This is a genomic window from Bradyrhizobium sp. USDA 4506 (genome assembly GCF_054058795.1).
On record NZ_JBSSBM010000002.1, the window covers coordinates 1,716,931 to 1,741,441 of the forward strand.

The 24,511-nt window shown below is 64.4% G+C and carries 24 protein-coding genes; 10 read left to right on the forward strand and 14 right to left on the reverse strand.

Annotation, left to right across the window (positions count from 1 at the left end; all coding sequences use genetic code 11):
- Window positions 1–13 precede the first annotated feature (13 nt).
- Window positions 14–286 carry a hypothetical protein gene (locus tag ACVIHF_RS10205; RefSeq protein WP_456791993.1) on the reverse strand — a complete coding sequence of 91 codons (273 nt, stop codon included), beginning with the start codon at window positions 284–286 and terminating at the stop codon, window positions 14–16.
- A gap of 134 nt (window positions 287–420) precedes the next feature.
- Here ACVIHF_RS10205 and dusA point away from each other — a divergent pair, with 134 nt between their 5' ends.
- Complete coding sequence (dusA, locus tag ACVIHF_RS10210; RefSeq protein ID WP_456780885.1) at window positions 421–1,416, forward strand: tRNA dihydrouridine(20/20a) synthase DusA; 996 nt, start codon at window positions 421–423, stop codon at window positions 1,414–1,416.
- A 9-nt stretch (window positions 1,417–1,425) separates the two neighbouring features.
- Here dusA and ACVIHF_RS10215 read toward each other — a convergent pair whose 3' ends face one another.
- The 5 genes from ACVIHF_RS10215 to ACVIHF_RS10235 form a co-directional block, all read right to left on the reverse strand.
- Window positions 1,426–2,343 (reverse strand): LysR family transcriptional regulator, encoded by a 918-nt coding sequence (locus tag ACVIHF_RS10215; RefSeq protein ID WP_225162295.1) that lies wholly within the window; start codon window positions 2,341–2,343, stop codon window positions 1,426–1,428.
- Window positions 2,344–2,508: 165 nt separating this feature from the next.
- Window positions 2,509–3,687 carry a muconate/chloromuconate family cycloisomerase gene (locus ACVIHF_RS10220; RefSeq protein WP_456791994.1) on the reverse strand — a complete coding sequence of 393 codons (1,179 nt, stop codon included), beginning with the start codon at window positions 3,685–3,687 and terminating at the stop codon, window positions 2,509–2,511.
- A gap of 67 nt (window positions 3,688–3,754) precedes the next feature.
- The gene (locus ACVIHF_RS10225) at window positions 3,755–4,624 is read right to left on the reverse strand and encodes a dioxygenase family protein (protein ID WP_456791995.1); all 870 of its coding nucleotides are present in this window, start codon (window positions 4,622–4,624) and stop codon (window positions 3,755–3,757) included.
- Window positions 4,625–4,696: 72 nt separating this feature from the next.
- Window positions 4,697–5,221, reverse strand: a complete 525-nt coding sequence (locus ACVIHF_RS10230) for a flavin reductase family protein (RefSeq protein WP_076826430.1) — start codon at window positions 5,219–5,221, stop codon at window positions 4,697–4,699.
- A complete protein-coding gene (locus tag ACVIHF_RS10235) occupies window positions 5,218–5,835 on the reverse strand; it encodes an FAD synthetase family protein (protein WP_253609190.1) in 618 nt (205 codons plus the stop codon). The genes ACVIHF_RS10230 and ACVIHF_RS10235 overlap by 4 nt, the downstream gene beginning before the upstream one ends.
- 251 nt (window positions 5,836–6,086) lie before the next feature.
- On the opposite strand from ACVIHF_RS10235, the gene ACVIHF_RS10240 reads away from it, so the two are divergent.
- On the forward strand, window positions 6,087–7,664 hold the full coding sequence (locus ACVIHF_RS10240) for a 4-hydroxyphenylacetate 3-hydroxylase N-terminal domain-containing protein (protein ID WP_456780883.1): 1,578 nt from the start codon (window positions 6,087–6,089) through the stop codon (window positions 7,662–7,664).
- A gap of 87 nt (window positions 7,665–7,751) precedes the next feature.
- Window positions 7,752–8,042: a muconolactone Delta-isomerase gene (gene catC, locus ACVIHF_RS10245; protein ID WP_253587165.1), complete on the forward strand. Its 291-nt coding sequence runs from the start codon at window positions 7,752–7,754 to the stop codon at window positions 8,040–8,042.
- A gap of 22 nt (window positions 8,043–8,064) precedes the next feature.
- On the opposite strand, the gene ACVIHF_RS10250 is transcribed toward catC, so the two are convergent.
- From ACVIHF_RS10250 to ACVIHF_RS10265, 4 genes are all read right to left on the reverse strand, one after another.
- Window positions 8,065–8,649, reverse strand: a complete 585-nt coding sequence (locus ACVIHF_RS10250; protein WP_456791996.1) for a TIGR02281 family clan AA aspartic protease — start codon at window positions 8,647–8,649, stop codon at window positions 8,065–8,067.
- Window positions 8,650–8,668: 19 nt separating this feature from the next.
- Entirely contained in the window at window positions 8,669–8,872 is a 204-nt protein-coding gene (locus ACVIHF_RS10255; protein WP_253609187.1) for a DUF1289 domain-containing protein, read from the reverse strand.
- Between the two features lie 256 nt (window positions 8,873–9,128).
- Complete coding sequence (locus tag ACVIHF_RS10260) at window positions 9,129–10,736, reverse strand: sensor histidine kinase (protein ID WP_253609186.1); 1,608 nt, start codon at window positions 10,734–10,736, stop codon at window positions 9,129–9,131.
- A gap of 264 nt (window positions 10,737–11,000) precedes the next feature.
- Window positions 11,001–11,873, reverse strand: a complete 873-nt coding sequence (locus ACVIHF_RS10265) for an NAD(P)-dependent oxidoreductase (RefSeq protein WP_253609185.1) — start codon at window positions 11,871–11,873, stop codon at window positions 11,001–11,003.
- Window positions 11,874–12,073: 200 nt separating this feature from the next.
- Between ACVIHF_RS10265 and ACVIHF_RS10270 the strand changes: the two genes are divergently transcribed.
- The 7 genes from ACVIHF_RS10270 (at window position 12,074) to ACVIHF_RS10300 (ending at window position 19,358) form a co-directional block, all read left to right on the forward strand.
- On the forward strand, window positions 12,074–12,511 hold the full coding sequence (locus ACVIHF_RS10270) for a VOC family protein (RefSeq protein ID WP_016843272.1): 438 nt from the start codon (window positions 12,074–12,076) through the stop codon (window positions 12,509–12,511).
- A gap of 57 nt (window positions 12,512–12,568) precedes the next feature.
- Entirely contained in the window at window positions 12,569–13,699 is a 1,131-nt protein-coding gene (locus ACVIHF_RS10275) for an Mrp/NBP35 family ATP-binding protein (RefSeq protein ID WP_456780882.1), read from the forward strand.
- 293 nt (window positions 13,700–13,992) lie between these two features.
- On the forward strand, window positions 13,993–14,142 hold the full coding sequence (locus tag ACVIHF_RS10280) for a hypothetical protein (RefSeq protein WP_229160782.1): 150 nt from the start codon (window positions 13,993–13,995) through the stop codon (window positions 14,140–14,142).
- 306 nt (window positions 14,143–14,448) lie between these two features.
- Window positions 14,449–15,537 (forward strand): TRAP transporter substrate-binding protein, encoded by a 1,089-nt coding sequence (locus ACVIHF_RS10285; RefSeq protein WP_092084399.1) that lies wholly within the window; start codon window positions 14,449–14,451, stop codon window positions 15,535–15,537.
- Window positions 15,538–15,880: 343 nt separating this feature from the next.
- Entirely contained in the window at window positions 15,881–16,969 is a 1,089-nt protein-coding gene (locus ACVIHF_RS10290; RefSeq protein ID WP_456791997.1) for a TRAP transporter substrate-binding protein, read from the forward strand.
- Window positions 16,970–17,352: 383 nt separating this feature from the next.
- Window positions 17,353–18,027 (forward strand): response regulator transcription factor, encoded by a 675-nt coding sequence (locus ACVIHF_RS10295; RefSeq protein WP_225641498.1) that lies wholly within the window; start codon window positions 17,353–17,355, stop codon window positions 18,025–18,027.
- 2 nt (window positions 18,028–18,029) lie between these two features.
- Complete coding sequence (locus ACVIHF_RS10300; RefSeq protein ID WP_310880389.1) at window positions 18,030–19,358, forward strand: sensor histidine kinase; 1,329 nt, start codon at window positions 18,030–18,032, stop codon at window positions 19,356–19,358.
- A gap of 33 nt (window positions 19,359–19,391) precedes the next feature.
- Here ACVIHF_RS10300 and ACVIHF_RS10305 read toward each other — a convergent pair whose 3' ends face one another.
- The 4 genes from ACVIHF_RS10305 to moaA form a co-directional block, all read right to left on the reverse strand.
- Entirely contained in the window at window positions 19,392–20,675 is a 1,284-nt protein-coding gene (locus ACVIHF_RS10305; RefSeq protein ID WP_456791998.1) for a M20/M25/M40 family metallo-hydrolase, read from the reverse strand.
- A 219-nt stretch (window positions 20,676–20,894) separates the two neighbouring features.
- Complete coding sequence (locus ACVIHF_RS10310; protein WP_253609181.1) at window positions 20,895–22,496, reverse strand: TRAP transporter large permease; 1,602 nt, start codon at window positions 22,494–22,496, stop codon at window positions 20,895–20,897.
- Window positions 22,493–23,032, reverse strand: a complete 540-nt coding sequence (locus ACVIHF_RS10315; RefSeq protein ID WP_028334243.1) for a TRAP transporter small permease subunit — start codon at window positions 23,030–23,032, stop codon at window positions 22,493–22,495. Before ACVIHF_RS10315 ends, ACVIHF_RS10310 begins: the two co-directional genes overlap by 4 nt.
- A 342-nt stretch (window positions 23,033–23,374) precedes the next feature.
- Window positions 23,375–24,409 (reverse strand): GTP 3',8-cyclase MoaA, encoded by a 1,035-nt coding sequence (gene moaA / locus ACVIHF_RS10320; RefSeq protein ID WP_456780879.1) that lies wholly within the window; start codon window positions 24,407–24,409, stop codon window positions 23,375–23,377.
- Window positions 24,410–24,511: the final 102 nt, after the last annotated feature.

Consider the following 24,511-nt stretch of genomic DNA (forward strand, 5'->3'; position numbering starts at 1 on the left):
TCCGAGATCCTCCTTAAGCGCCTCCAAGACGGCCGCCTTGGATCGGCGGGGGAGGGCGGCCGACTTCGTGCATGTCCTCAATATGCAGATCGATGATGTCGCCGAACGTTTTAGCCTTGACGGCAGCGGGCGGCTTGGGGGACCCGCTGCGATCAATGCTGCGCTCCATTTCGAGCGCCCAGTCCTCACCGTCCTTGCGGCGGCGAAAGGTCTCTGCCACGTAGCGGTTCTTGCGGCGGACTTGGACCCGCCAGTTCCCGGAAGGCAGCTGAATGAAGCTGGCCACGGCCGTGTGCACTCCTTATTTCGTGTGCGCTACGTGTGCACTGACGGGTCAAAACGGGTACAAACGTGTGCAATTTCGGCTAGTTTGGAGTGCACATGTTCATGGTTCATCCTGTTGAAGCGTAAGGTAAATAATTGAAATCGCAAGACTATCGCTTTTCTGTGGCCCCCATGATGGACTGGACCGACCGGCATTGCCGCGTCTTCCATCGGCTGATGTCGCGGCGGGCGCGGCTTTATACGGAGATGCTGACGACCGGCGCCATCATCCACGGCGACCGGGCCCGGCTGCTCGGCTTCGATGCCAGCGAGCATCCGGTGGCGCTGCAGCTCGGCGGTTCCGACCCGCGCGATCTCGCGACGGCCGCAGAGATCGGCGAGCAGTTCGGTTACGACGAGATCAATCTCAATGTCGGCTGTCCCTCCGATCGGGTGAAGGATGGCCGCTTCGGCGCCTGCCTGATGGCCGAACCGGCGCTGGTCGCCGAAGGCGTTGCGGCGATGAAGCGTGCGGTGCGGATTCCCGTCACGGTGAAATGCCGGATCGGCATCGACGACCAGGATCCGGAAGTCGCGCTCGATACGCTGGCGCGCGGGGTGATTGCCGCGGGCGCGGCCGCGCTCGTCGTGCACGCGCGCAAGGCCTGGCTCAACGGATTGTCGCCGAAGGAGAACCGCGACATCCCGCCGCTCGACTACGATCGGGTCTATCGCCTCAAGGCGGCGCTGCCGCACGTGCCCATCATCATCAATGGCGGCATCACCAGCCTTGCCGAGGCAAAGCAGCATCTGAAGCATGTCGATGGCGTGATGCTGGGGCGGGCGGCCTATCAGGAGCCTTGGCGGCTGCTCACGGTCGATTCCGAGCTGTTCGGCGAGACTGCGCCGCACGTGACGATGAAGGACGTGTTCGCGGCGATGCTGCCCTATATCGAGCGGCAGCTTGCCGAAGGCACGCGGCTGCATTCGATCACGCGGCATTTCGTCGGCGCCTTCCATGGCGTCCCGGGCGCGCGTGCGTTCCGCAGGCACCTCGCGGAGAACGGCGTTCGGCCGGGGGCTGACATCGATGTGCTGCGCGAGGCGATCGCATGCGTCGACGATCGCACGCCGGCGGCGGTCGCGGCCTGAGGGCGATCGTTATGGCTTGCGCTGACGCCGCGTGACGTCTTGTGCGACCTTCAGGAAATTGAACAGATGCGGCATCCGGTTGTCGCGCCGGTAGTTCAGCGACAGCGCAGTGCCTGGATTGTGTCCCTCATAGGCGCGGTAGGCGACGCCGGGCCGCTCCGCCTCCGAGACCGATTTCGGCACGAGCGCGATGCCGACGCCGACCGACACCAGGCTGATCGCGGTCTGATAGTCCTGGGCCAGCACCTGCGATTTCGGAATGAAGCCTTCTTCGAGGCAGATATTGAGGATGTGGTCGGCGAAGCTCGGGCGCGGCTTGCGCGGGTAGAGGACGAACGTCTCGGCCTTCAGCGCCGCCAGCCGCGGGACCTTTTGATCGAGCAAGGGCGAAGTGTCTGAGAGCGCGAGAATCAGCGGCTCCTGCAGCAGCGGCTCGGACTTCAGCTCCTCGTCGTCGAGCGAGGGGCGGGCGATGGCGATATCGATCTCGCGCTGGATTACCGCGCGCTTCTGCTCGGCGTTGTTCATCGCCGACAGCGCGAGCTCGACGTCAGGATAGGCCGAACGAAACGCCTGGATCACGCTCGGCAGCACGCCATAGGTCGCCGATCCGACGAAGGCGACGCGCAGGTGCCCGGAAAAGCCTTCGCCGATCCGCTTGATCTCGCGGTGCGTGCGGTCGAGCCGCTCCAGCACGTCGCGCGCACGTTCCAGAAGAACGCTGCCGGCCTGGGTCAGCCGGATCTGGCTGCGGCTCCGGTCGATCAGCATGACGCCGAGATCGCTCTCGAGTTGCGCAATCTGCCGGCTGAGCGGCGGCTGCGCGATCGCGAGCCGCGATGCGGCACGGCCGAAATGCAGTTCTTCGGCGACGGCGACGAAATAGACCAGCCGCCTGAGATCCATGACATCGTCGCGATCGGTCACGGCTAGCCGAACGCTTGCTCGCGCGCTTCCGCGGAAGCGGCGGAAAAATCCTGCCGGGTTTGATATCGCGTGGTCATGTGCGCACGATCGAGACGATGGTTCCGACGCGAAGACTGGGCGTGGGTCCGTGGATTGTCAATTGTCCGCGGGAACGACGCCATCCGGCTAGTCCTTCCGGGCGAAGGTGCGGATCTTGTCCTCGTCGACCTCTACGCCGAGACCGGGGCCATCAGGGACGCAGATCTCGAACTCGTCGAATCTGATCGGGTTGACGACCAGATCCTCCACCAGGATTCGCGGACCGAAATGTTCGGTGCCCCATTCGAGCCTGGGCAGGGTGGCGAAGGCGGCGAGATGCGCCGCCGCGCCGATGCTGCTCTCCAGCAGGCAGCCGCCATAGAGCTCGAGCCCGTGCGCGGCCGCGACCGCAGCGGCGCGCTTCATCTCGAACAGGCCGCCGCTCTTGACGAGCTTCAGCGAGTAGACGCTGCCGCAGCCCATCGCGCCCGCGCGCGCGATTTCCTCCTTGGTGAAAGCCGCTTCGTCCACCAGCAACGGGATCGAAGTGCGGGCCGCGACCCGCGCCATCGCTTCCAGTTGCAGCGCCGACACCGGTTGTTCGATCAGGGCAACATCCAGCTCCTCCAGCGCGGGCATGAAGCGGATGCATTCGGCCTCGGTCCAGCCCTGGTTGACATCGACGATCAGGCGCACCTCGTCGCCGAGGCCGGCGCGCAGCGCTTGCAGCCGCTTCAGATCGACCTGCGGCCGGTTGAAGCCGAACTTGATCTTGAACTGGCGGTGTTCGCGGCGTCGCAGCTTCTCTTTCGCTTCTTCCACCTCCTGGCCGCTGTCGCCCGACGCCAGCGCCCAGATCACCTCCATGCGTTCGCGCACCGCGCCGCCGAGCAGCGCGCTGGCGGGCAGGCCCAGCGTCTTGCCTGCGGCGTCAAGCAGGGCGGACTCGATGGCGCCCTTGGCGGCGAAATTGCGGGTGGCGGCCTTGCTCATGCGCAAGGCATTGGCTTCGAAGGCGAGGGCAGGCTGTCCAAGCAGCGCCGGCGCCAGATAATTCGTGACCGCGGCCTTGATCGACTCCACGCTCTCCTCGGCCCAGCGCGGCCCGCCGAGCGTCGAGGCTTCGCCGATGCCCGTCACGCCGTTATCGAGCAGGACGCGCACCAGCACGTAGCCCTGATGGGTGACTTCCGTGTTCGAGAGCTTGTGCCGGCGGCGGGTCGGTGCCTCCACGATGGTCGCGCGGATGCTGCGGATTGCAGTGTCCTTTGCGTGAGCCTGCACGCGCTCCACGGGCTCGGCGATTTCGATCACGGCACGACTCATATGTCCTCGCAGGTCAGTTCAGAGTGAGCCCTGCCAGGCTGATGGGCCTGGCAGGACGTAACGGGTCTTACTCGGCCGCGACGAGCCGTTCGGCGGCGGCTTTCTTGAGCTTGAAGTCGAAGTTGAGAACCAGATCGGTGTCGGCGCCGGCGGGGGCCTTGGCGAACCTGCCGATCAGGCTCTGCTTCACGGCGAACACCGAGTCGTTGTCGAGATACTTGGTCTCGGAATCGTAGATCTGCGAGATCAGCGATTGATAGCCGTCCTTCGAAAGCATGAAGTGGATGTGGCCCGGACGCCAGGGATGGTGGCCCATATATTTCAGCAGCTCGCCGCCGGCGCCGTCATAGGGGATCGGATAGGGCTCGGGGCGGAGCGCCACGAAGGCATACTCGCCGTTGGCGTCGGTCGTGAAGCGTCCGCGCAGATTGTAGGCCGGCTGTTCCGGATCCTGCAGGTCGTAGAGGCCGTTCGGCGCGTCTTCCCAGACGTCGATCGTGACGCCCTCGATCAGCCGCCCCGCGGTGTCGCTGATGCGCCCTGAGACCTTGACGGTCTGCGCGTTGTCGAACGTCTTCTTGATGATGGAGGCGCCCTTGGGCAGCACCGGCGGGTTTTCCCGGTAGAACGGTCCGAGCACGGTCGACTCGCTCTCGCCGTCGGTGACCCGGTGATCGAGCATGTCGACCAGCACCTCGACGCCGAGGATGTCGGCGATCAGGATGAACTCGTTGCGCTTCTCGTCCGAGATGTCGCCGGCACGGCGCAGGAATTCGCATGCGGCGAACCACTCGGCGAAGGTCAGGTCCACCTCCTTGCAGAAGTCGTGCATGTGGCGGATCAGGCTCGTCATGATCTGCCGGTTGCGATCCGGAATGTCCTTGGAGAGCGCGGCGATCACGTGGTCGGTGATGGTGTCCTTGTTGACGTTCAGCATGGTCGTTCCTCCTTTTCTTGCAGTTTGCTCAAACTTGCATCCCCGTTTTTTCGGGAATATCGGTTGCTGGTCTCACCAGACAAATTCGTAAGCGGCATTCTCCAGCGTCGCGGGCGCGGGGTGCGGATCGGCAAGGCCGCCGAAGCGGCCGCGGAAGAACAGCAGCGGCTTCTTGCTGGGCTCCAGCGACATCTCGCGGACGTGGCCAAGGAAGATCGTGTGGTCTCCAGCGACGATCTCATCGGCGAGATCGGTCACGAAGTATGCCGCCGCGTTGGCGATCACAGGCAGGTCGTTGCGGCGTTCGAAGACGTTGCAGAGGTCGAGCCTTGGCTTGCCGGCGAAATGCCAGGCGAAATCCTCCATGCCCTCGGCGAGGATGCTGACCGCAAAGCGGCCGGTGTTCTGGATGTTGCACAGCATCTTCGCGCTCTTCGCGATCGAGATCGCGACCAGCGGCGGATCGAGCGAGACCGACATGAAGGCGTTGGCCGTCATGCCGTGATCGCGGCCCTGGCAATGCGTGGTGATGATGGTGACGCCGGTGCCGAACTGGCCACAGGCGTTGCGCAACTCTCGCGGATCGATGGCGGTCATTGGCTTGCGACCTCGAGTTGGGCCAAACCGGATCGGTTGGCCGGTGGCGCGGTCACGATATCCCGCCAGTTTTCCAGCGTCGCCGCGGTGGCGGCAAGGCCGGATCGTCGCAAGGCGCGAATCCGGCTGCTGGAGACGATCTCGCCATTGCCGCAGCGCACTGGCGGCAGGATGCGGGTGTTGAAGTGCTGCCGCAACAGCAGCGCGGTGCCGCCCTTGCAGGACCCGAAGCGGAAATCCTCGCCAACGATGACTTCGCGTGGTCGCAGAAGCTGCAATTCGGCGAGGAAATCGAGCGCGGTGCGCCGGACGTAGATCTGGTTGAAATCGGCGACGACGACGTGGTCAGGCGCGAATGTTGCGATGCGCTCGAGTTTTTCGCGAAGCGAAATCAGCGGCTCGGCCTGGCCGAAATACACTTTTGGCGGCGGATCGAAGGTGTAGACCACGGCTGCAATGCCGCGGCGCCGCGCTGCCGCGATGGTCTGCCGCAGCAGTTCCTGATGGCCGCAGTGGACGCCGTCAAATGCGCCGATGGTCACGACGCAGGCGTCGAGGGCCAATTCCCCATCGCGATGGAAAGCGACAGCGCTGCTGTCAAAACCCTTGCCCATGGTTCGCTCCCTTGCCGTGCTGCATCAGCTGCGGCTTGCGCCGGCCGAAAGATCCCTGCCGTCCGGTCCGTGCCATCGAGTCATAGCCCGAGCCGGGCCGGTCTGCGCGGTATGGTGTGATACCTTTCGCCCGCTCCGGGTGAGCGCGTAGCGTTTCCTCCGATGTCACGCCGTCCAAGAGCGTGACGAGATGGTCTTAAGGCCGGTGTGGCAACGCCGCCGGTCCAGCGACACAAGCGGAGGAGAAACCCATGACTACAGCAGCAGCCCTGCGGGCCGACGTGCCAGCGTCAACCACCAGCGTCTATACCGGTGCGGAATTCCTGGACAGCATCCAGGACGGCCGGGAAATCTACATCTACGGCGAGCGCGTCAAGAACGTCACCCAGCATCCCGCCTTCCGCAATTCGGCGCGGATGGTGGCGCGCTGGTACGACCGTTTCCATGAGAAGAAGGATCAGATCGGCGTCCTGACCGATACCGGCTCGGGACAGCTGACCCATCCGTTCTTCCTCGGCTCGAAGACGGCCGACGACCTCGTCAAGGGCCGCGATGCGATTGCCGAATTGCAGAAGGTTGCGTTCGGCTGGATGGGCCGCTCGCCGGACTACAAGGCGTCGTTCCTCGGCACGCTGGGGGCGAATTCAAGCTTCTATGGCGATTACGCCGGCAATGCGAAGAAGTGGTATGCCCGGACCCAGGAGCGTCTGGACTTCTGGAATCATGCCATCGTCAATCCGCCGATCGATCGCGACCGCGCCATCGAGGAGGTGCGCGACGTCTTCATGCATGTCGAGAAGGAGACAGACGCCGGCCTGATCGTTTCGGGCGCGAAGGTGGTCGCGACCGGCTCGGCGCTGACGCACTACAACTTCATCGCCCACTACGGTATTCCGATCAAGGATAAGTCGTTCGCGCTGATCTTCACGGCGCCGATGGATGCCAAGGGCATCAAGCTGATTGCCCGCTCGTCCTACGAATTCACGGCGGCGGCGACCGGCTCGCCGTTCGACTATCCGCTGTCCAGCCGCTTCGACGAGAACGACTCGATCCTCGTGTTCGACAAGGTGCTGGTGCCCTGGGAGAACGTCTTCATCTATGGCGATGTCGACAAGATCAATCAGTTCTTCCCGGCCTCGGGCTTCATCCCGCGATTCACGCTGCACGGCGTGACGCGACTTGCCGTCAAGCTCGACTTCATCGCCGGCCTGTTCTCGATGGCGGTCGAGGCGACCGGGTCGAAGGACTTCCGCGGCGTGCAGACGGCGGTGGGCGAGGTGATCGCCTGGCGCAATCTGTTCCACGGCATTGCGGATGCGATGGTGAAGTCGCCGATCGCCTGGCAGGGGACCGAGGGCTACAATCTGCCGAACCTGAACTACGGGCTGGCCTATCGCGTCTTCGCACCGATGGCCTATCCGCGGATCAAGGAGTTGATCGAGAGCCATGTCGCGAGCGGCCTGATCTATCTGCCGTCGAGTTCGGCCGATCTGGAGAGCGAGGCGATCCGGCCCTATCTCGACCGCTTCGTGCGCGGTTCCAACGGCTATGCCGCGATCGACCGGATCAAGCTGCTGAAGCTGCTCTGGGACGCGGTCGGCTCCGAGTTTGGCGGCCGGCATGAGCTCTACGAGCGCAACTATGCGGGCAATTACGAGAACCTGCGCGTCGAGACGCTGATGGCCGCGAGCGCCACCGGCGACCTTGGCGCCATGCAGGATTTCGTCCGCAATTGCATGAGCGACTACGACGTCTCCGGTTGGACGGCGAAGGACCTCGTCAACCCCGACGACATCAACCTCGTCAGCCGCGGTCTGGTGCAGGGCTGACGATCTGTTAGACGGATCAATGGAGCCGCCACAGTTGCGTGGCGGCTCCACGCTGTTCCATCTTGTCGCAGAAGGGGTTCACTTGTCATGCTGTTCCACGTCGAAATGGATGTGCGGATTCCGCACGATCTCCCGGTCGAGAAGGTCGACGCGCTGAAACAGGCGGAACGCGTCCGCGCCATGGAGCTGCAGCGTACGGGGGCCTGGCGCCATCTGTGGCGGGTGGCGGGGCGCTACGCCAATGTCAGTATCTTCGACGTGTCCGGCGCGCAGGAATTGCACGACATCCTGTCGAGCCTGCCGCTGTTTCCGTTCATGGAGATCCAGGTCACGCCGCTGTGCCGGCACCCGTCGTCGATTCACGACGACGATCGGTAGCGGTGGAGTAGGCGCCGTCGCGCTAGTCGACGGCCGTACGCGGGCGCCGGTGGCGACTTGAGGTGTTGATGCTGCCGGTGACGTCGGGGTAGCCGGTCAGGCTCAGCGTGTCGGCGCGAACGCCCCAGCTCTCGAGCCGGTCGAGGAAGCTCATGCCGAGCAGGTTGGTCTTCATCTGCCCGCGCTGCACCACCAGCGCCGGCACCGATTTCTCGACCAGCTTGCCGACCGCTAGCCGGTCGAGCGTCAGCCGAGCCGCCTTGGTGTGACCGCCGGCGGTCTCGAGGTCGACATTGTATTCGAGCATATCGATCGGCAGCCCGATCGCTTTCGCGGTTTCCCAGGTCAGCACGACCGAGGTCGCGCCGGTGTCGATCACCATCGGGGCGCTGACGCCGTTGATCTTGGCGCGGAACGCGAACTCGCCGCCCTGGCCGCGCGCGATCTGCACCGCGGGGGCGGAGCTGGAGGCTGCGGCGGTGATGCTGCGGCCGAAGATCTGGGTCAGATTCTCCCTGGCGCGGGCGATCTGCTCGGGGTCGCCATAGGCAACGACGGCGCCGGCGGTTGCCATCAGCAGCACGATGACGAGGAGGATACGGGTCACGGCGCAACTCCCGCCGCGATCACGCGCGCTTCGGACGCGGCTCCATGCGCTCGAGCCCAGCCTCGGCCATGCGGGCCGGCAGCGTCGCCATCACCGACAGCCGCTCCGTGCGGTCCATCCTGTGCCAGCGCGCGATCTCCGGGAGCGTGCGGCCACAGCCGAAGCAGAGCTTCGTCCTGGGGTCCATCATGCAGACTGCGATACACGGCGTCTCTGAGCTCATTGTTCAAGTGTTGAACGGTTTCGGCGGCCGGTGCAAGCCGGTTGACATGGGATGCAGCATCACGCCTCGGCATTTTGTCGCGAGCATGGTCCTGGCGCGAACGCCTTGGGTTTGTTGCCAAAGCGTTTTCGAGCGAAGTGGATACCGGTTCGCGTAAAGAGAACGCGTCAGAACCAAAATCTGGAGCCCCGTTCCGAATCCATCGAAACGGAAAGGGCTCTGGCGATAACCGCGTCACGATCTTCCGCGACATGCTCTACAATCCGGTGCCGGCACTCATGATCGACTTGCGGCGCACGCGTTTCCGGTCGGCGCCCATCGCGGGCTCGACGGGCTCCGGCGGCTGCATCGGCGGCGCTTCTTCAGTCATTGGCGCCAGCGCGCTCATCACCCGTTCCGGTGGCAAGGTGACGATCACCTCGGTGCCGATGCGCAGCTTCGACTTCAGCGTGAAGGTGCCGCCATGCATGTCGATCAGGCTTTTCGCGATCGGCAGGCCAAGGCCCGCGCCCTGTTCCGCCGACTTGATCGAGTTGGAGCCCTGGCCGAAGGAGGCCAGCACGACCGGGATCTCGTCCTCGGCGATGCCGCTGCCGGTGTCCTTGACGCTCAGATATTGCCCGCCCGACGCCGTCCAGCCGACCTTCAGCCAGATTTCGCCGCCCTGCGGCGTGAACTTGATCGAGTTGGAGAGCAGGTTGAGCACGACCTGGCGGATGGCGCGCTCGTCGCCCCAGATCCTGGGCATGCCGTGCTCGAACACCTCGTGGATGGTGATGCCGCGGCTGGAGGCGCGCAGCTTCAGGAGATGGTGGCAGTCGGCAACGACATGCACCAGCGCTACGGCCTCTTCGTTCAGCTCGTAGCGGCCGGCCTCGATCCGCGACAGGTCGAGTATCTCGTTGATGAGATTGAGCAGGTGCACGCCGGAATTATGGATGTCGGCGGAATATTCCTTGTACACGGGCACGGTATGCGCGCCGAAAATCTCGCTCTTCATCACCTCGGAGAAGCCGAGGATCGCATTGAGCGGTGTGCGCAGTTCGTGGCTCATCTGGGCGAGGAAGCGCGACTTGGCGACGTTGGCGGACTCGGCGCGGTGTCGCGCCTCGTCGGAGATCGCCTTGGCCTGTTCCAGCTCACCGATCAGCGCATCCTTTTCGGCGCGGGCCTCCAGCGTCGCCAGCGTGGTCGAATGCAGGCGGTGCGCGAGCAGGGCAAAATAGCCTTCGGCCGCAAGCGCCAGCAGCGCCAGCACGTAATTGTCGAACGCGCCGTTGAGCACGAGGTCGAGCGCGATCCCGACTGTTACCGGAACGGTCGCCGCAAGGGCTGCGATCGGCAGGCTCGCGGCCAGCATGCTGGAGACTGCGATCACCAGCAGCATCAAAAACATCATCAGCGTGTTGGAGGCGAGATCGCGCCCGGCGGGGTGGATCAGGATCGCGGTCCAGCACAGCCCGTAGAGCAGGTCGAGCAGCACGAAGCGGGTCCGCCATTTGCGGGTCACCGCGACCGAGGTCGGCTCGGCGAGGAAGCGGGCGCAGCTGCGGATGATCGCGAGATGGACGCAGAGGATGCCGACCGTCCAGGCGCCGGCCACGATCGGCCTCATCCAGAGGCCAAACAGCACGCCGGTTGCCACCACGAGCAGCATCACGACGTAGGACGCCGAGATCCGGGTCTGGGCGTATTGACGGAGCAGTTCGGCGTCGAACGCCGGGCGGGTTCCACTGGTTGACGTTAACCGATCCCGCGCCTCGCGCACCCGCTGCGCGGCGACGCGCCGGCTGTTCACCGGCGCCGTCACCTGAGGTCCTGCCGGAAGCGCTACAACTTCAGGCTTTTCTGCGGGATTACTCATCAACAACACAAATCCTGCCCACGAACCGCGCGGGCTTTTTGCATTGTCTATCTGTGACGCTAAATCATTAAGCGTTGCCTTAAAGAGCTAAGGAAAAGCGTAAACGGGAAGTTAAATTAACTTTTGCGCACGGGCGCCGCGCCGTTGCGAATGGAGGCTCGCAATCGCCACCGGTCGCGCCCCGGCGTCCGCAAACATAGGCGACGAGGTCACGTGGCAGGTGACCCGCCGGCGCGGATCACCATGGCCGTATGCGAGGAGGAACTAGCGCTGCAGACGGGCCAGCAGGCTCGACGTGTCCCAACGCTTGCCGCCCATCTTCTCGACCTCGGCATAGAACTGGTCGACCAGCGCGGTGGCGGGCAGGGTGGCGCCGTTGCGGCGGGCCTCCGCCAGCGCAATCGAGAGGTCCTTGCGCATCCACTCGACCGCGAAGCCGAAATCGTACTTGCCCTCGTTCATGGTCTTGTAGCGGTTCTCCATCTGCCAGGACTGCGCCGCGCCCTTGGAGATGGTTTCGATCACGGCGGCGACGTCGAGGCCGCTCTTCTTGGCGAAGTGGATGCCCTCGGACAGGCCCTGAACCAGACCTGCGATGCAGATCTGGTTGACCATCTTGGTGAGCTGGCCGGCGCCGGCCGGGCCGAGCAATTTGCACATCCGCGCGTAAGCGCCGGTGATGATCGGCTCGGCGCCCGCATAGGCGTCTTCGGTGCCGCCGCACATCACCGTCAGCACGCCGTTCTCGGCGCCGGCCTGGCCGCCCGACACCGGCGCGTCGACGAATTTGAAGCCGGCCTTGGTCGCGGCGGCATCGAGCTCGCGGGCGACCTCGGCGGAGGCGGTGGTGTGATCGACGAAGGTCGCGCCCTTCCGGATCCCGGCGAAGGCGCCGTCGGGGCCGATCGTGACCGCGCGCAGGTCGTTGTCGTTGCCGACGCAGCACATCACGAAATCCTGGCCTTCGGCGGCGGCCTTCGGGGTCGGCGCCGTCTTGCCGCCGAACTTGTCGGCCCATTCCTTCGCCTTCGCCGCGGTCCGGTTGTACACGGTGACCTCATGGCCGCCTTTTTTCACGAGGTGTCCCGCCATCGGGAAACCCATCACGCCGAGACCGAGAAAAGCGACTTTAGCCATATCTGTTACCTTGTGATTTGCCGTGGTGATCGCCCTTCGCCTGCCGGCAAATTCGCGGCGGGCAGGGCATTCCGTCCATGGAAGGAGCCGCACCATACCCCCTGTGCAGCGGAGGGCAACGGCCTTGGTGGGATGGCAGAAGGCGGTTTTGTGCTAGGATCGGCCCACCAACGAACTTCACAAAAAAGGGAGTGTCTCGCATGGGCATGAGCGTCGGTGTGCTCGATCATTTCAATATCCGGACCCGGAATCTCTCCGCCACGGTGCGGTTCTATGAGGACATTCTGGGCCTGGAAAAGGGCGCGCGGCCGAACTTCGCGTTCCCCGGTGCGTGGATGTACAGCGAGGGCAAGGCGGTCGTGCATCTGGTCGATATTTCGGCGACCGACGAGGCACAAAAGCCTGACTCGGGCGTCGTCCATCACGTCGCCTTTGCCAGCCAGGGCTTCGATGGGATGCGGCAGCGGCTTCAGTCCAAGGGGATGGAATTCGACTCGCGCCAGGTTCCCGGCGGCGATCTCTGGCAGATCTTCGTCAACGACCCGAACGGGGTCATGATCGAGCTGAACTACGAGGCCGCCAAGGAAGGCGGCTCGGCTGCGCCGGCCGAGCGGCGGGACGACGTCGGAGCGAGGTAGCCTTTTGCGCTGCAACGCTCTATGGGTCGGTCTCTTGAACTTTCCAGGAGATGCGCGGTGAGCGTGACGCAGCAACAGGTTCTCGATTGCCTTGCCAAGGTGATGTCGCCACGCGGCACGGCCTTGACCAACGCCAATGTGCTGTCGGCGATCACGGTCACCGACGGCAAGGTGTTCTTCTCGATCAATGTCGACGCCGCGGAGGCGCGCGCCTGGGAGAGCGTGCGTGCGCAGGCCGAGAACGCCGTACGCGCCATTCCCGGCGTCAGCGTCGCGATGATCGCGCTGACCGCCGAGCGCAAGGCGGGCGGTGCGGCGCCCGCGCCGCGGCCGGCCGGCGGCGTCCCGCCGGCGTCCGCCCATCGTCATCCGCATCCGCCCGGCGGGCAATCGCCGATGGCCCGGCAGGCCGAGATCCCCGGCATCTCCGCCGTCATCGCCGTCGCCTCCGGTAAGGGCGGCGTCGGCAAATCGACCACGGCGCTCAACCTCGCGCTCGGTCTGCGCGACCTCGGCCTGCGCGTCGGGCTGCTTGACGCCGACATCTACGGCCCGTCGGTGCCGCGGCTGACCGGCATCCGCGAGAAGCCGCAGCTCAATGACGACAAGAAGATGGTCCCGCTACAGCGCTTCGGCCTGTCGATCATGTCGATCGGCTTCCTGGTCGAGGAAGACACCGCGATGATCTGGCGCGGGCCGATGGTGATGTCGGCGATCACCCAGATGCTGCGCGACGTCGCCTGGGGCACGCTCGACGTGCTCGTGGTCGACATGCCGCCCGGCACCGGCGATGCCCAGCTCACGCTGGCGCAGAATGTCCCGCTCAAGGGCGCCGTCATCGTCTCGACCCCGCAGGACCTCTCGCTGATCGACGCCCGGCGCGGGCTTGCGATGTTCAAGAAGGTCAACGTGCCGGTGCTCGGCATCGTCGAGAACATGAGCTATTTCCAGTGCCCGCATTGCGGCACCCGCTCGGATATCTTCGGCCATGGCGGCGCCCGCCACGAAGCCGAGAAGCTGGGGGTGCCGTTCCTCGGCGAAATCCCCCTGCACATCGCGATCCGCACCGCCTCCGATGCCGGCAACCCGGTGGTCGAGAGCGAACCGGACGGCCCGCACGCGGCGATCTACCGCGCGATCGGCGGCAAGGTCCGCGAGCAGCTGCAAGGCGTCATCGCGGCAGCCTGAGCCTGCGCTGCTGGGCCGATTGGTCGCGAAGCGTCGGGAGCCCGGCGGGCTTTCTTCACAGGCTCGTGGCCTTTGGACGATTGCTGAATCGGTTCCGGCCTGTATGTTTATGCAGGAGTGGCCGAATCGTACCACCCTTCGATCAGCGGAAGGCGGCCACGGGTGAAGCCAAAACTGCGGGAAGGGGCCGTGAGGCGACCATCGACATGGCAGCATCACGCGAAGCAAACAAGCAGCACCGCAAACATCTGACGCGGGAGAAGCGCGCAGAGGCCTCCCGGCTGGCGTTCAACATGGCCAAGAAATCCGACTCGATCGGCGAGGCCGCCGAGGTGATCGCCAAGACGTATGGTGTCAGCAAGACAACCGCGCAAAGCTGGATCCGGCGCGGGCGGTATTTGGCTGATCAAGCCAAGAAGGCGCGGGCGACGACGCGGCGCTGATTGCTCCCGTAACCCGGTGGTTGAGAGCGGACCGGACGGCCGCACGCGGCGATTTACCGCGCGGTCGGCGGCAGCTCCGCGGCCACCTGCCAGGCGTCATCGTCGCTGCTTGAAGGCGCATTTTCCGGCTGATTTCCAGCCTCATCAGACTTTCGTTTAATTGGCGCGGTCATGCCATTGTCGCGTTTCCGTGAAGCCACCTTCCGTGTTAAAGGGCCGACCCAGAGCGCCTCGGCAAGCCTTCATGCGCCTGCCGGAGAACTGCTTGCGGTCACTGGGAAACGCCCCTGAAGGAGAAGTCTTACGATGAAGCGTCGTGATTTTTTGAAAGTTTCTGCGGCCGGTGCTGCCGCGACGGCGGTTGCCGCGCCGGCGATCGCGCAGTCATCGCCTGAAATCAAGTGGCGCCTGACCTCGAGCTTCCCGAAGTCGCTCGACACCATCTATGGCGGTGCCGTCGAGCTGTCGAAGTACGTCGCCGAAATGACCGACAACAAGTTCCAGATCCAGGTGTTCGCGGCGGGCGAAGTCGTCCCCGGCCTGCAGGCGCTGGACGCGACCTCCAACGGCACGGTCGAGATGTCGCACACCGTCGCCTACTACTATGTCGGTAAGGACCCGACCTTCGCGATCTACGCGTCGGTGCCGTTCGGTCTCAATGCCCGCATGCAGAACTCCTGGTGGTATCAGGGCGGTGGTCAGGAGCTCGGCAACGAGTTCTTCAAGAAGTTCGGCGTGATCGGTTTCCCGACCGGCAACACCGGCACCCAGATGGGCGGCTGGTTCCGCAAGGAGATCAAGACCGTCGCCGACATGTCGGGCCTGAAGATGCGGATCGGCGGCATTGCCGGCCAGGTGCTGCAGAAGGTCGGCGTGGTGCCGCAGCAACTCGCCGGCGGCGACATCTATCCGGCGCTCGAAAAGGGCACCATCGACGCGGCCGAGTGGGTCGGTCCCTATGACGACGAGAAGCTCGGCTTCCAGAAGGTCGCCAAGTACTACTACTATCCGGGCTTCTGGGAAGGCGGTCCGACCGTGCACTCCTTCGTCAACCTGGAGAAGTGGAACGCGCTGCCGAAGAACTACCAGGCGATCCTGGCCAACGGCGCCGCCAACGCCAACAGCTGGATGGCCGCGCGCTACGACATGCAGAACCCCTCCGCGCTGAAGCGGCTGGTTGCCGGCGGCACGCAGCTGCGTCCGTTCACCAACGAGGTGCTTGAGGCCTGCCTCAAGGCGACCAACGAGCTGTGGGGTGAAATCTCGGCCAAGAATGCCGACTTCAAGAAGTCGATCGAGGCCATGCAGGCGTACCGCTCCGACCAGTATCTGTGGTGGCAGGTCGCCGAATACACCTTCGACAGCTTCATGATCCGCTCGCGCACCCGCGGCTGATCGGCGTCTAGAGCTTTTCCCGTTCCGATGGAATCGGAACGGGGCTCTAGATTCTTGTTTTGACGCGTTTTCTTCACGCGAACCGGTATCCACTTCGCTCGAAAACGCTCTAGCCTTTTGGACGAGCGTTCGCGCGACGCGAACGCATTGCCCGGCCTCCGCAAGGAGGCCGGGTTTTTTTGCGTCTGGCATTCGTGAAGGGGATGTTCCATGCTCGCATCCGAAGCCTCGGCACGAAGGCGGCGTGTGATCGGTCACCGGTCATGACGGCAAAAAGAAAAGCGGCGCGACGATCGAAAGCAGTCGACGCTCGGACAACACAATCGAACAGGGCAGGATTCAAATGAAGCGAAGAGATTTCATCAAGGTCACGGGTCTGGGCGTCGCCGGCGCCGCCACGGTCGCAGCTCCCGCGATCGCGCAGTCGATGCCGGAGCTCAAGTGGCGCTTGACGACGAGCTGGCCGAAGTCGCTCGACACGCTGCACGGCGGCGCCGAGCTGATGGCGAAGGCGGTCGGTGAAGCCACCGACAACAAATTCCAGATCCAGACCTTTGCCGCGGGCGAGATCGTGCCGGGCCTGCAGGTGCTCGACGCCGTGCAGAACGGCACCGTCGAGATGGGGCACACCGCGCCTTATTATTATTTCGGCAAGGACCCGACCTTCACCTTCGGCTCGGCGGTGCCGTTCGGGCCCAACATGCGCCTCAACCAGGCCTGGTTCATGCTGGGCGGCGGCAAGGACCTGCTCAACGAGTTCTACAAGAGCTACAACGTCACCTCGCTGCTCGCCGGCAACACCGGCTGCCAGATGGGTGGCTGGTTCCGCAAGGAGATCAACAGCGTCGACGATCTCAAGGGCCTCAAATTCCGCATCGGCGGCTTTGCCGGCAAGGTGATGCAGAAGCTCGGCGCGGTGCCGCAGCAACTCGCCGGCGGCGACATCTATCCGGCGCTGGAGAAGGGCACGATCGATGCGGCCGAGTGGGTCGGTCCCTACGACGACGAGAAGCTCGGCTTCTACAAGGTCGCGCCGAACTATTACTTCCCCGGCTGGTGGGAGGGCGGCCCCATGCTGGTGGCGATGATCAATCTCGACAAGTGGAACGCGCTGCCGAAGCATTATCAGTTCGTGCTTGAGCAGGCCGGCCATCTCGCCAACAACTGGATGATGGCGCGCTACGACCAGGCCAATCCGATCGCGCTGAAGAAGCTGCTCGCGGTCGGCACCAAGCTGCGCCCGTTCCCGACTGCGGTGATGGAAGCTTCCTTCAAGGCCGCCAAGGAGCTGCATGCCGAGGTTTCCGCGACCAATGCCAACTTCAAGAAGGTCTATGACTCGCTGACCTCGTTCTCCAACAACGGCTATCAATGGTTCCAGGTCGCCGAGGTCGGCTACGACAATTTCATGGCGCGCCACTCGCAGGCGTGACCGCTGCGAGTTGGACAGGAAATCAGCCTCGGAGCGAAAGCGCCGGGGCTTTTCCATGCCGCGATCGCGGCCGCGGCGCGACTTGCGAAGACGCATGACCGCCGGTCGCTGGCCGTGGCGGCAGCTGCCAGTTCTCGATCTCCGGGCGCGAACGCGCAATCCGTTATGTTATCATGGCTAGCTGACGTCAGCCTTACACGGGCGCAATCAAAGGCGCCTGGCGTAGATTTTGATTGCAGCGGGGAGGCGGTATCTGTTTTCAGGGCAGTAACACGAGCTGGAGCAACATGCGCTTGTGTCGCCATCGAGACGTCACCTTCGCATGCGTCTTGTTTTGACGACAGCAAGCAGAAGATCGATTGAATGAAGTCAGGATTGCTGCGATGCGCCTTCTGATCGTCGAGGACAATGTCGAGCTCTCGCGGCTGCTGGCCAGCGGGCTGATGGCGGCGGGATATGAGTCCGATGTCGTCAACAGCGTTGCCGAGGCGCGCGATGCGCTGCGCAGCGTCAGTTATGCCGCCATGATTCTCGATCTCGGTCTGCCCGACGGCGATGGCTTGTCGGTGCTGTCGGAGCTTCGCCGCAAGACCGATCCGCTGCCGGTGCTGGTGCTGACCGCGCGGGGCGGCCTGCAGGATCGGGTCAGCGGCCTGCGCAGCGGCGCGGACGACTATCTGGCGAAGCCGTTCGCGCTGGAGGAGCTGGTGGCGCGGCTCGAAGCCATCCTGCGCCGGCCCGGCCAGCTGCTCGGCTCCTCGCTGAAGCTCGCCAATCTGGTCTACGACACCGAGAGCAAGCAGGTGTTCGTCGACGGCGCTCCACACGTGTTCTCGGCGCGCGAGACGTCGGTGCTGGAGATCCTGTTGCGACGGCAGGGGCGGGTGGTGCCGAAGAAGAATGTCGAGGACCACATCTTCGGCCTCGCCGGCGAGGTCGCCTCGAACGCGGTCGAGGTTTACGTGTCGCGGCTGCGCAAGCTGCTCGCCGAGCACCGCGCCAGGGTCATCATCCATACCATTCGGGGCGTCGGTTATCTGATGGCGGAGGAGAAGTAGGCGTGTTCCGCTTCAAGTCGCTGACGTCGCGGATCGTGTTCCTGCACATCGTGGCGGTCGCGGTCGCGGCGATCTTCCTGCCGCTGCTGCTGCTGTGGCTGTTGAATTCGGAGATCAATCAGCTGCATCGCGAAGCGATGCGCGACCAGGCCGCCGATCTCGGCCAGAACCTCTCGGTCGATGCCGCGGGCAAGGTGCAGCTCAACCTGCCGGACAGCCTGAGGGGGCTCTATTCCGACGCCTATGGCCGCTATCGCTACGACATCTACGATGCCGACGGTCATCTGCTGTTTTCGTCGCATCGCGAGGCGCCGCGACTTCCGGCGTCCGCCAACCGGATTTCCGGTGCCAGTGTCACCAAGCTGCTCGGCGGCCAGACGCTGCGCATCCTGGTCGCCGAGGACCTGTCGCATCGCGACGTCATCATCGACGACATCGTCTCCAATTTCTTCCGGCGGGTTGGCTGGATCACCATCCCGATCCTTCTGATCCTGCTTGCCACCGATATCCTGATCTTCCGCCGCGCGGTGATTCCACTGTTGCGGGCCTCGGAGGAGGCGAGGAGCATCGGACCGGCAAGGACCGATATCCGCCTTCCGACGGAGGGGATTCCGAGCGAGATCCTGCCGCTGGTGACCGCCGTCAACCAGGCGTTCGATCGCCTTGAGGAAGGCTTTCACGTGCAGCGCCAGTTCACGGCCGATGCAGCGCATCAGCTGCGCACGCCGCTTGCGATCCTCAGGACCCGGATCGAGACGCTCGATGCGGCCAAGGGAACCAGGGAGCTGCATGCCGACATCGAGAGCATGAGCCGCATCGTCAGCCAGCTGCTCGAGATCGCCGAGCTCGACACGCTGGTGCTGGATCCCGGCGAGACCGCGGATTTGCGCGCGGTGTGCGCCGAGGTGGTCGGCTCGATCGCGCCCTACGCGCTGGCGCAGCAAAAGGACATCGCGTTGCGCGGCACCGACAGTCCGGTGCAGGTCAGGGGCAATGCGGAGATGCTGCAGCGGGCGATCTTCAATCTGGCGGAGAACGCCATCAAGTACACCGCCGAGAGGACCTCGGTCGATGTCGAGGTGCACGACAACGGTTCGGTGCAGGTGCGCGACTGCGGGCCGGGGATTGCGCCCGCCGAGCAGGGGCTGATCTTCCAGCGCTTCTGGCGCAGCGATCGCCAGCGCACCGACGGCGCGGGGCTCGGGCTCTCGATCGTGCGCGGCGTCGTCGACGATCACGATGCGACGGTGAGGGTGGAGAACCTGCCGTCCGGCGGCGCCCAGTTCACGCTGCGCTTCCGCCTCGCGAAGGCGGAGCCGGCGGCGTCCTGAGCCGGCCCGCGAACGTGCCGCGGCCTTGCCGGTCTACTTCACCTTGCCGTCGGACAGGTCCATGATCATGCGTGTGGTCAGCACCAGGCGCGGCACGATGCTGTTGATCTGCACGTATTCGGCATCGTTGGAGTGCGCGCCGAAGCCCGACAGGCCCATGCCTTCCACCACGGCGCCCTTGGTCTTGAGGGCGGCAAATGCGGCGTCGGTGCCGCCGCCGGTGGCCCGCTCGGCGACGTTCAGCGACATGCCCAGCTCCTGATAAATCGTCTTGCCGTGGCCGGCCACGCGGCGCGAGGCGTCGCTCGCTTCGAGCGGCGGGCGGCGCACCTCGAACTTCACGTCCACCCTGGAGTCCGGCAGCAGGCGATTCTTGATCTTGTCCTGCAGGGCTTTCTCGAGCTCGTCGAAATCCGCCACCTTGAGCGCGCGCGCGTCGGCCTGGGCGGTGGCTTCGGCTGGGATCACGTTGCGATTGGTGCCGGACTTGGACACCGTCCAGTTCAGCTTCAGGCCCTGCTCCGGCTTGGACAGGTCCTTCATCTGCAGCACCTGGTGTGACAGCTCATAGAGCGCATTCACGCCGCCTTCGGGCCTGGCGCCCGCATGCGACGACTTGCCGTGCACCGTGAGATAGGCCGAGCCGATGCCGCTGGTGGCGAGGCGCAGCGTGCCGTCCGTGCCGCCGCCCTCGAACGAGAACACGGCATCCTGTTCCGCGGCGATGCGGGTGATGGTGCTGCGCCAGCCGGGCGAAGAGATCTCCTCGTCGCCATTGATCAGCACGGTGAGCGTACCGTAATTTTTGAAGTTCAGCTTCTGCAGCAACGCCACGGCATGGAGGATGGTGGCGACGCCCTGCTTGTCGTCGGCAATGCCGAGCCCATAGGCCTTGTCGCCATCGATGCGGAAGGGTTGGTCCTTCAGCATGCCCTTGAGATACACCGTATCCATGTGCGCGATCAGCATGATCTTCGCGCTGCCCGTGCCCTTGAAGACGGCCTGCACGGCGGGACCGATCTTCTCCGGCGTGTCGTCGAGGCGGTAGATATCGGTGGTCTGCAGGATATCGACCGTGCCGCCGAGCTGCTTGAGCTGGCCGGCGACGCGCTCGGCGAGCTGGTTCAGGCCCTCGATGTCCTTGCTGCCGGATTCGATCTGCACGAGGTCGCGCAGGGTGTCGAGCAGCGGCTGCTGCTGTTCCTGTTGCGCCAGCGCGCGAAGGTCGGCTGCATGCGCTGCGGGCGCGGCGAGCGCCAAACCAAACGACAGCATCAGCGGGCGAATGAACGAGCGGGCGGGACGCATTTGGGGCATGGCGGCGATCTGTGAGTTGGAGGACGATCCGTATCCCCGTCTTCACAGGCCTCGCCGGTGCCGTCAACAGCGGCGTGCCTCGCGCCCGCAAGAGCGCTTTCGAGCGAAGTGGACGCCGGTTCGCGTGAAGAAATCGCGTTAGAACAACAATCCAGAGCTTCGGTTCTGATTCAATCAGAACCGAAAATGCTCTGGGCACGCCGAATGCGCTGATGCCGGCTACTGCTTCGGTTGTCCGAAGTCGAGCGGCGGCAGGTCGATCTGCGGCACCTCGATCTTGACCTTGTTGAGGTCGACATCGAGCGGCTTGTCGAGCAGTCCGGTGACGACGACCGGGAACGCGATCACCAGCGCCACCATGATCGCCTGCAGGCCGATCCACGGCATTGCGCCCCAGTAGATGTCCGAGCTCTTCACTTCCTTGGGCGCCACGCCGCGCAGATAGAACAGCGCGAAGCCGAACGGCGGATGCAGGAACGAGGTCTGCATGTTGACGCAGAGCATCACGCCGAACCAGATCAGCGCGGCGTCGGGGCCGACCACCGGCGCCAGCACCTTCTGCGCGATCGGCGCGACCATCGGCAGGATGATGAAGGCGATCTCGAAGAAGTCGAGGAAGAACGCCAGGAAGAAGATGAACAGGTTGATGAAGATCAGGAAGCCCCAGACGCCGCCGGGCAGCGAGGTCAGATGGTGCTCCAGCCAGGTGCCGCCGGATACGCCGAGGAACACGACCGAGAAGCAGGTCGAGCCGATCAGGATGAAGGTGACCATGCAAGTGATCCGCATGGTGGTCTCGTAGCCCTGCTTGATCAGGTCGCGCAGGTCCGGGATCTTGACGGCCTCGAGGCAGATCCAGACCACCGCGGCGTAGGTGATCGCGAAGGCGAGCTTGAAGATCAGGTTCTCGCTGTAGAGCATCGCGATGATGGTGCCGATGCCGCCGGCGATCACGCCTGTTATCAGCACCTTGTTGCCGGTGGCGCTGAAATCCTTGTGGTGGATGGCGGCGAGCACGATGGCGCCGACCGCGCCCATGGCGCCGGCCTCCGTCGGGGTCGCAAGGCCCATCATCATGGTGCCGAGCACGACGAAGATCAGTACCGCCGAGGGGATGATGCCGAGCAGGCACTTCTTCCACAGCGCCCACCCGGTCAGCGTGCGCGCCTCGATCGGCACCGCGGGGACATGGCTTGGCTTGAAGATGCCGAGCAGGAAGGTGTAGCCGGCGAACAGCAGGATCTGGAACACCGATGGGCCCCAGGCGCCGAGATACATGTCGCCGACCGACTTGCCGAGCTGGTCGGCGAGCACGATCAGGACGAGAGAGGGAGGGACAAGTTGTGTGATGGTGCCGGAGGCGGCGAGCACGCCCGTGATGTAGCGGATGTTGTAGCCGTAGCGGATCATCACCGGCATCGAGATCAGCGCCATCGCGATCACCTGCGCCGCCACCGTGCCGGTGATGGCGCCGAGGATGAAGCCGACGATGATCACGGAATAGCCGAGGCCGCCGCGGATCGGGCCGAACAGCTGGCCCATCGAATCCAGCATGTCCTCGGCGAGCCCGCATCTCTCCAATATCGCGCCCATGAAGGTGAAGAACGGGATCGCCAGCAGCAGCTCGTTGGACAGCACGCTGCCGAAGATGCGGCCCGGGATCGCCTGCAGGAAGTTGAGGTCGAAGAAGCCGAGATAGATCGAGAGGAACCCGAACGACAGGCCGACCGCGGCGAGCGTGAACGCCACCGGATAACCGATCAGCATCGCTACGATCAGGCCGCCGAACATCAGTGGCGGCATCATCTCCAGCGTGATCATTGAGTCGGCCTCTCATACTTCGCGTCGATGGTCACGTAGCCCTGCAGCGCGGCGATCCGCTTGATCACCTCTGAGACGCCTTGCAGCGCAAGCATCACGAAGCCGGACGGGATAACGAACTTGATTGGCCAGCGCAGCAGGCCGCCGGCGTTGCCGCTCATCTCGCCGACCGCATAGGCCTGGTAGAAGAACGGCCACGACAGATATGCGAGCAGGAGGCAGGCCGGGATCAGGAAGAACAGCGTTCCGATCAGGTCGAGCCAGAGCTGGCCGCGTTCGGACAGCATCAGATACATGATCTCGACGCGGACATGCTCGTTGCGCTTGAAGGTGTAGGAGGCGCCGAACATCACGAGGATCGCGAACATGTACCACTGCGCCTCGAGCCAGCCGTTCGACGAGTAGCTGAACGCGTAGCGGATCATGGCGTTGCCGGCGCTGACCAGGCACGAGATCAGCACCAGCAGGTTGCAGATGTAGCCGATCTTCTCGTTGAGTTGGTCGATGGCCTGACTTAATGCCAACAATGGGCGCATCACGATCTCCACGGTCGCGCCATCCGCGCGCCGAATATCTCTTCAAGCATCATCTGGCCGCCGCGCGCATGCGCACGGAGCCACGGCTCACTTTCAGGAGCAGTTGCAAACGTTCGTCCTCCCCCGAAATCCGCTTCAGCCGTTCTTGGCTGCCGGGGATCGTCGGCAGGAGCCGACGGAGGGCAGCGGCCTATGCTGGCCAGACTAGCGTGAAAGCTGATTCACCAAATCAGCGCCGTGGAACGCCGTCAATCGGAAAATGGACAAATTGACGCCGCGGCAAACTGTTGTCCCGCCTTGGTAATCGGGGGACAGGCCGCGCGTCGGGAGGGAGCTTGAAGACTAGCCGCCGGTCACGCTCATGTGGCGGCTGACGCTCGGACGGTTGTGGCGGCGGTCGATGATGAAATCGTGCCCCTTCGGCTTCAGTCCGATGGCCCGGTCGATGGCCGCCGCCAGCAAATCGTTGTCGGCGGAGGCACGCAGCGGCCGGCGCAGGTCGGAGGCGTCCTCGTGGCCGAGGCAGGTGTGCAGCGTGCCGGTGCAGGTGATCCGCACCCGGTTGCAGGATTCGCAGAAATTATGGGTCATCGGCGTGATGAAGCCGAGCTTGCCGCCGGTCTCGGCGACCCGGACGTAGCGGGCGGGGCCGCCGGTGTCGTCGGACAGATCGGTCAGCGTGTAGTGTTTCTCGAGCCGCGCGCGCATCAAGGACAGCGGCACGTACTGATCGATCCGGCCTTCGCCGATGTCGCCCATCGGCATCACCTCGATCAAGGTGAGGCCCATGCCCTTGCCGTGCGCCCATTCCATCAGCGCCGGTATCTCGTCCTCGTTCAGGTTCTTCAGCGCGACCGCGTTGATCTTGACCGCGAGTCCCGCCGACCGCGCCGCCTCGATGCCCGACAGCACCTTGTCGATGTCGCCCCAGCGGGTGATGGCCCGGAATTTTACGGGGTCGAGGGTGTCGAGCGAGACGTTGACGCGGCGCACGCCGCAATCGGCCAGTTCCTGGGCGAAGCGCGCCAGCTGCGAACCGTTGGTGGTCAGCGTCAATTCGTCGAGTGCGCCCGTGGTCAGATGGCGCGACAGCGAGCGCACCAGGCCCATCACGTTGCGGCGGACCAGCGGCTCGCCGCCGGTGAGGCGGATCTTGCGCACGCCCTTGGCGACGAACGCAGAGCAGAGCCGGTCGAGCTCTTCCAGTGTTAGCAGATCGGCCTTCGGCAGGAAGGTCATGTCTTCCGACATGCAGTAGAAGCAGCGCAGGTCGCAGCGGTCGGTGACGGAGACGCGCAAATAACGGATGGTCCGGCCGAACGGATCGGTCATCGGACGAAACAGCGTGTCGGAATGTGCTTGCGTGGATCCGTTCATTCAGTTCGGGCCTTGCAATCTGTTTCCTGCCTGCCGCGCCGTGATCGGCTCCGGCATCCGCAATCTATGCATGTTGGCGCGTTGTCACAATGCGTCCCAATG

What these genes read in the sequence shown, in the direction of transcription:
- ACVIHF_RS10220 (WP_456791994.1), bottom strand. Translation starts at nt 3,687, where the DNA reads ATGAGTCGTGCCGTGATCGAAATCGCCGAGCCCGTGGAGCGCGTGCAG.
- ACVIHF_RS10225 (WP_456791995.1), bottom strand. Translation starts at nt 4,624, where the DNA reads ATGCTGAACGTCAACAAGGACACCATCACCGACCACGTGATCGCCGCG.
- ACVIHF_RS10230 (WP_076826430.1), bottom strand. Translation starts at nt 5,221, where the DNA reads ATGACCGCCATCGATCCGCGAGAGTTGCGCAACGCCTGTGGCCAGTTC.
- ACVIHF_RS10235 (WP_253609190.1), bottom strand. Translation starts at nt 5,835, where the DNA reads ATGGGCAAGGGTTTTGACAGCAGCGCTGTCGCTTTCCATCGCGATGGG.
- ACVIHF_RS10240 (WP_456780883.1), top strand. Translation starts at nt 6,087, where the DNA reads ATGACTACAGCAGCAGCCCTGCGGGCCGACGTGCCAGCGTCAACCACC.
- catC (WP_253587165.1), top strand. Translation starts at nt 7,752, where the DNA reads ATGCTGTTCCACGTCGAAATGGATGTGCGGATTCCGCACGATCTCCCG.
- ACVIHF_RS10255 (WP_253609187.1), bottom strand. Translation starts at nt 8,872, where the DNA reads ATGAGCTCAGAGACGCCGTGTATCGCAGTCTGCATGATGGACCCCAGG.
- ACVIHF_RS10260 (WP_253609186.1), bottom strand. Translation starts at nt 10,736, where the DNA reads ATGAGTAATCCCGCAGAAAAGCCTGAAGTTGTAGCGCTTCCGGCAGGA.
- ACVIHF_RS10265 (WP_253609185.1), bottom strand. Translation starts at nt 11,873, where the DNA reads ATGGCTAAAGTCGCTTTTCTCGGTCTCGGCGTGATGGGTTTCCCGATG.
- ACVIHF_RS10270 (WP_016843272.1), top strand. Translation starts at nt 12,074, where the DNA reads ATGGGCATGAGCGTCGGTGTGCTCGATCATTTCAATATCCGGACCCGG.
- ACVIHF_RS10280 (WP_229160782.1), top strand. Translation starts at nt 13,993, where the DNA reads ATGGCCAAGAAATCCGACTCGATCGGCGAGGCCGCCGAGGTGATCGCC.
- ACVIHF_RS10285 (WP_092084399.1), top strand. Translation starts at nt 14,449, where the DNA reads ATGAAGCGTCGTGATTTTTTGAAAGTTTCTGCGGCCGGTGCTGCCGCG.
- ACVIHF_RS10290 (WP_456791997.1), top strand. Translation starts at nt 15,881, where the DNA reads ATGAAGCGAAGAGATTTCATCAAGGTCACGGGTCTGGGCGTCGCCGGC.
- ACVIHF_RS10295 (WP_225641498.1), top strand. Translation starts at nt 17,353, where the DNA reads ATGCGCCTTCTGATCGTCGAGGACAATGTCGAGCTCTCGCGGCTGCTG.
- ACVIHF_RS10305 (WP_456791998.1), bottom strand. Translation starts at nt 20,675, where the DNA reads ATGCCCCAAATGCGTCCCGCCCGCTCGTTCATTCGCCCGCTGATGCTG.
- ACVIHF_RS10310 (WP_253609181.1), bottom strand. Translation starts at nt 22,496, where the DNA reads ATGATCACGCTGGAGATGATGCCGCCACTGATGTTCGGCGGCCTGATC.
- ACVIHF_RS10315 (WP_028334243.1), bottom strand. Translation starts at nt 23,032, where the DNA reads ATGCGCCCATTGTTGGCATTAAGTCAGGCCATCGACCAACTCAACGAG.
- moaA (WP_456780879.1), bottom strand. Translation starts at nt 24,409, where the DNA reads ATGAACGGATCCACGCAAGCACATTCCGACACGCTGTTTCGTCCGATG.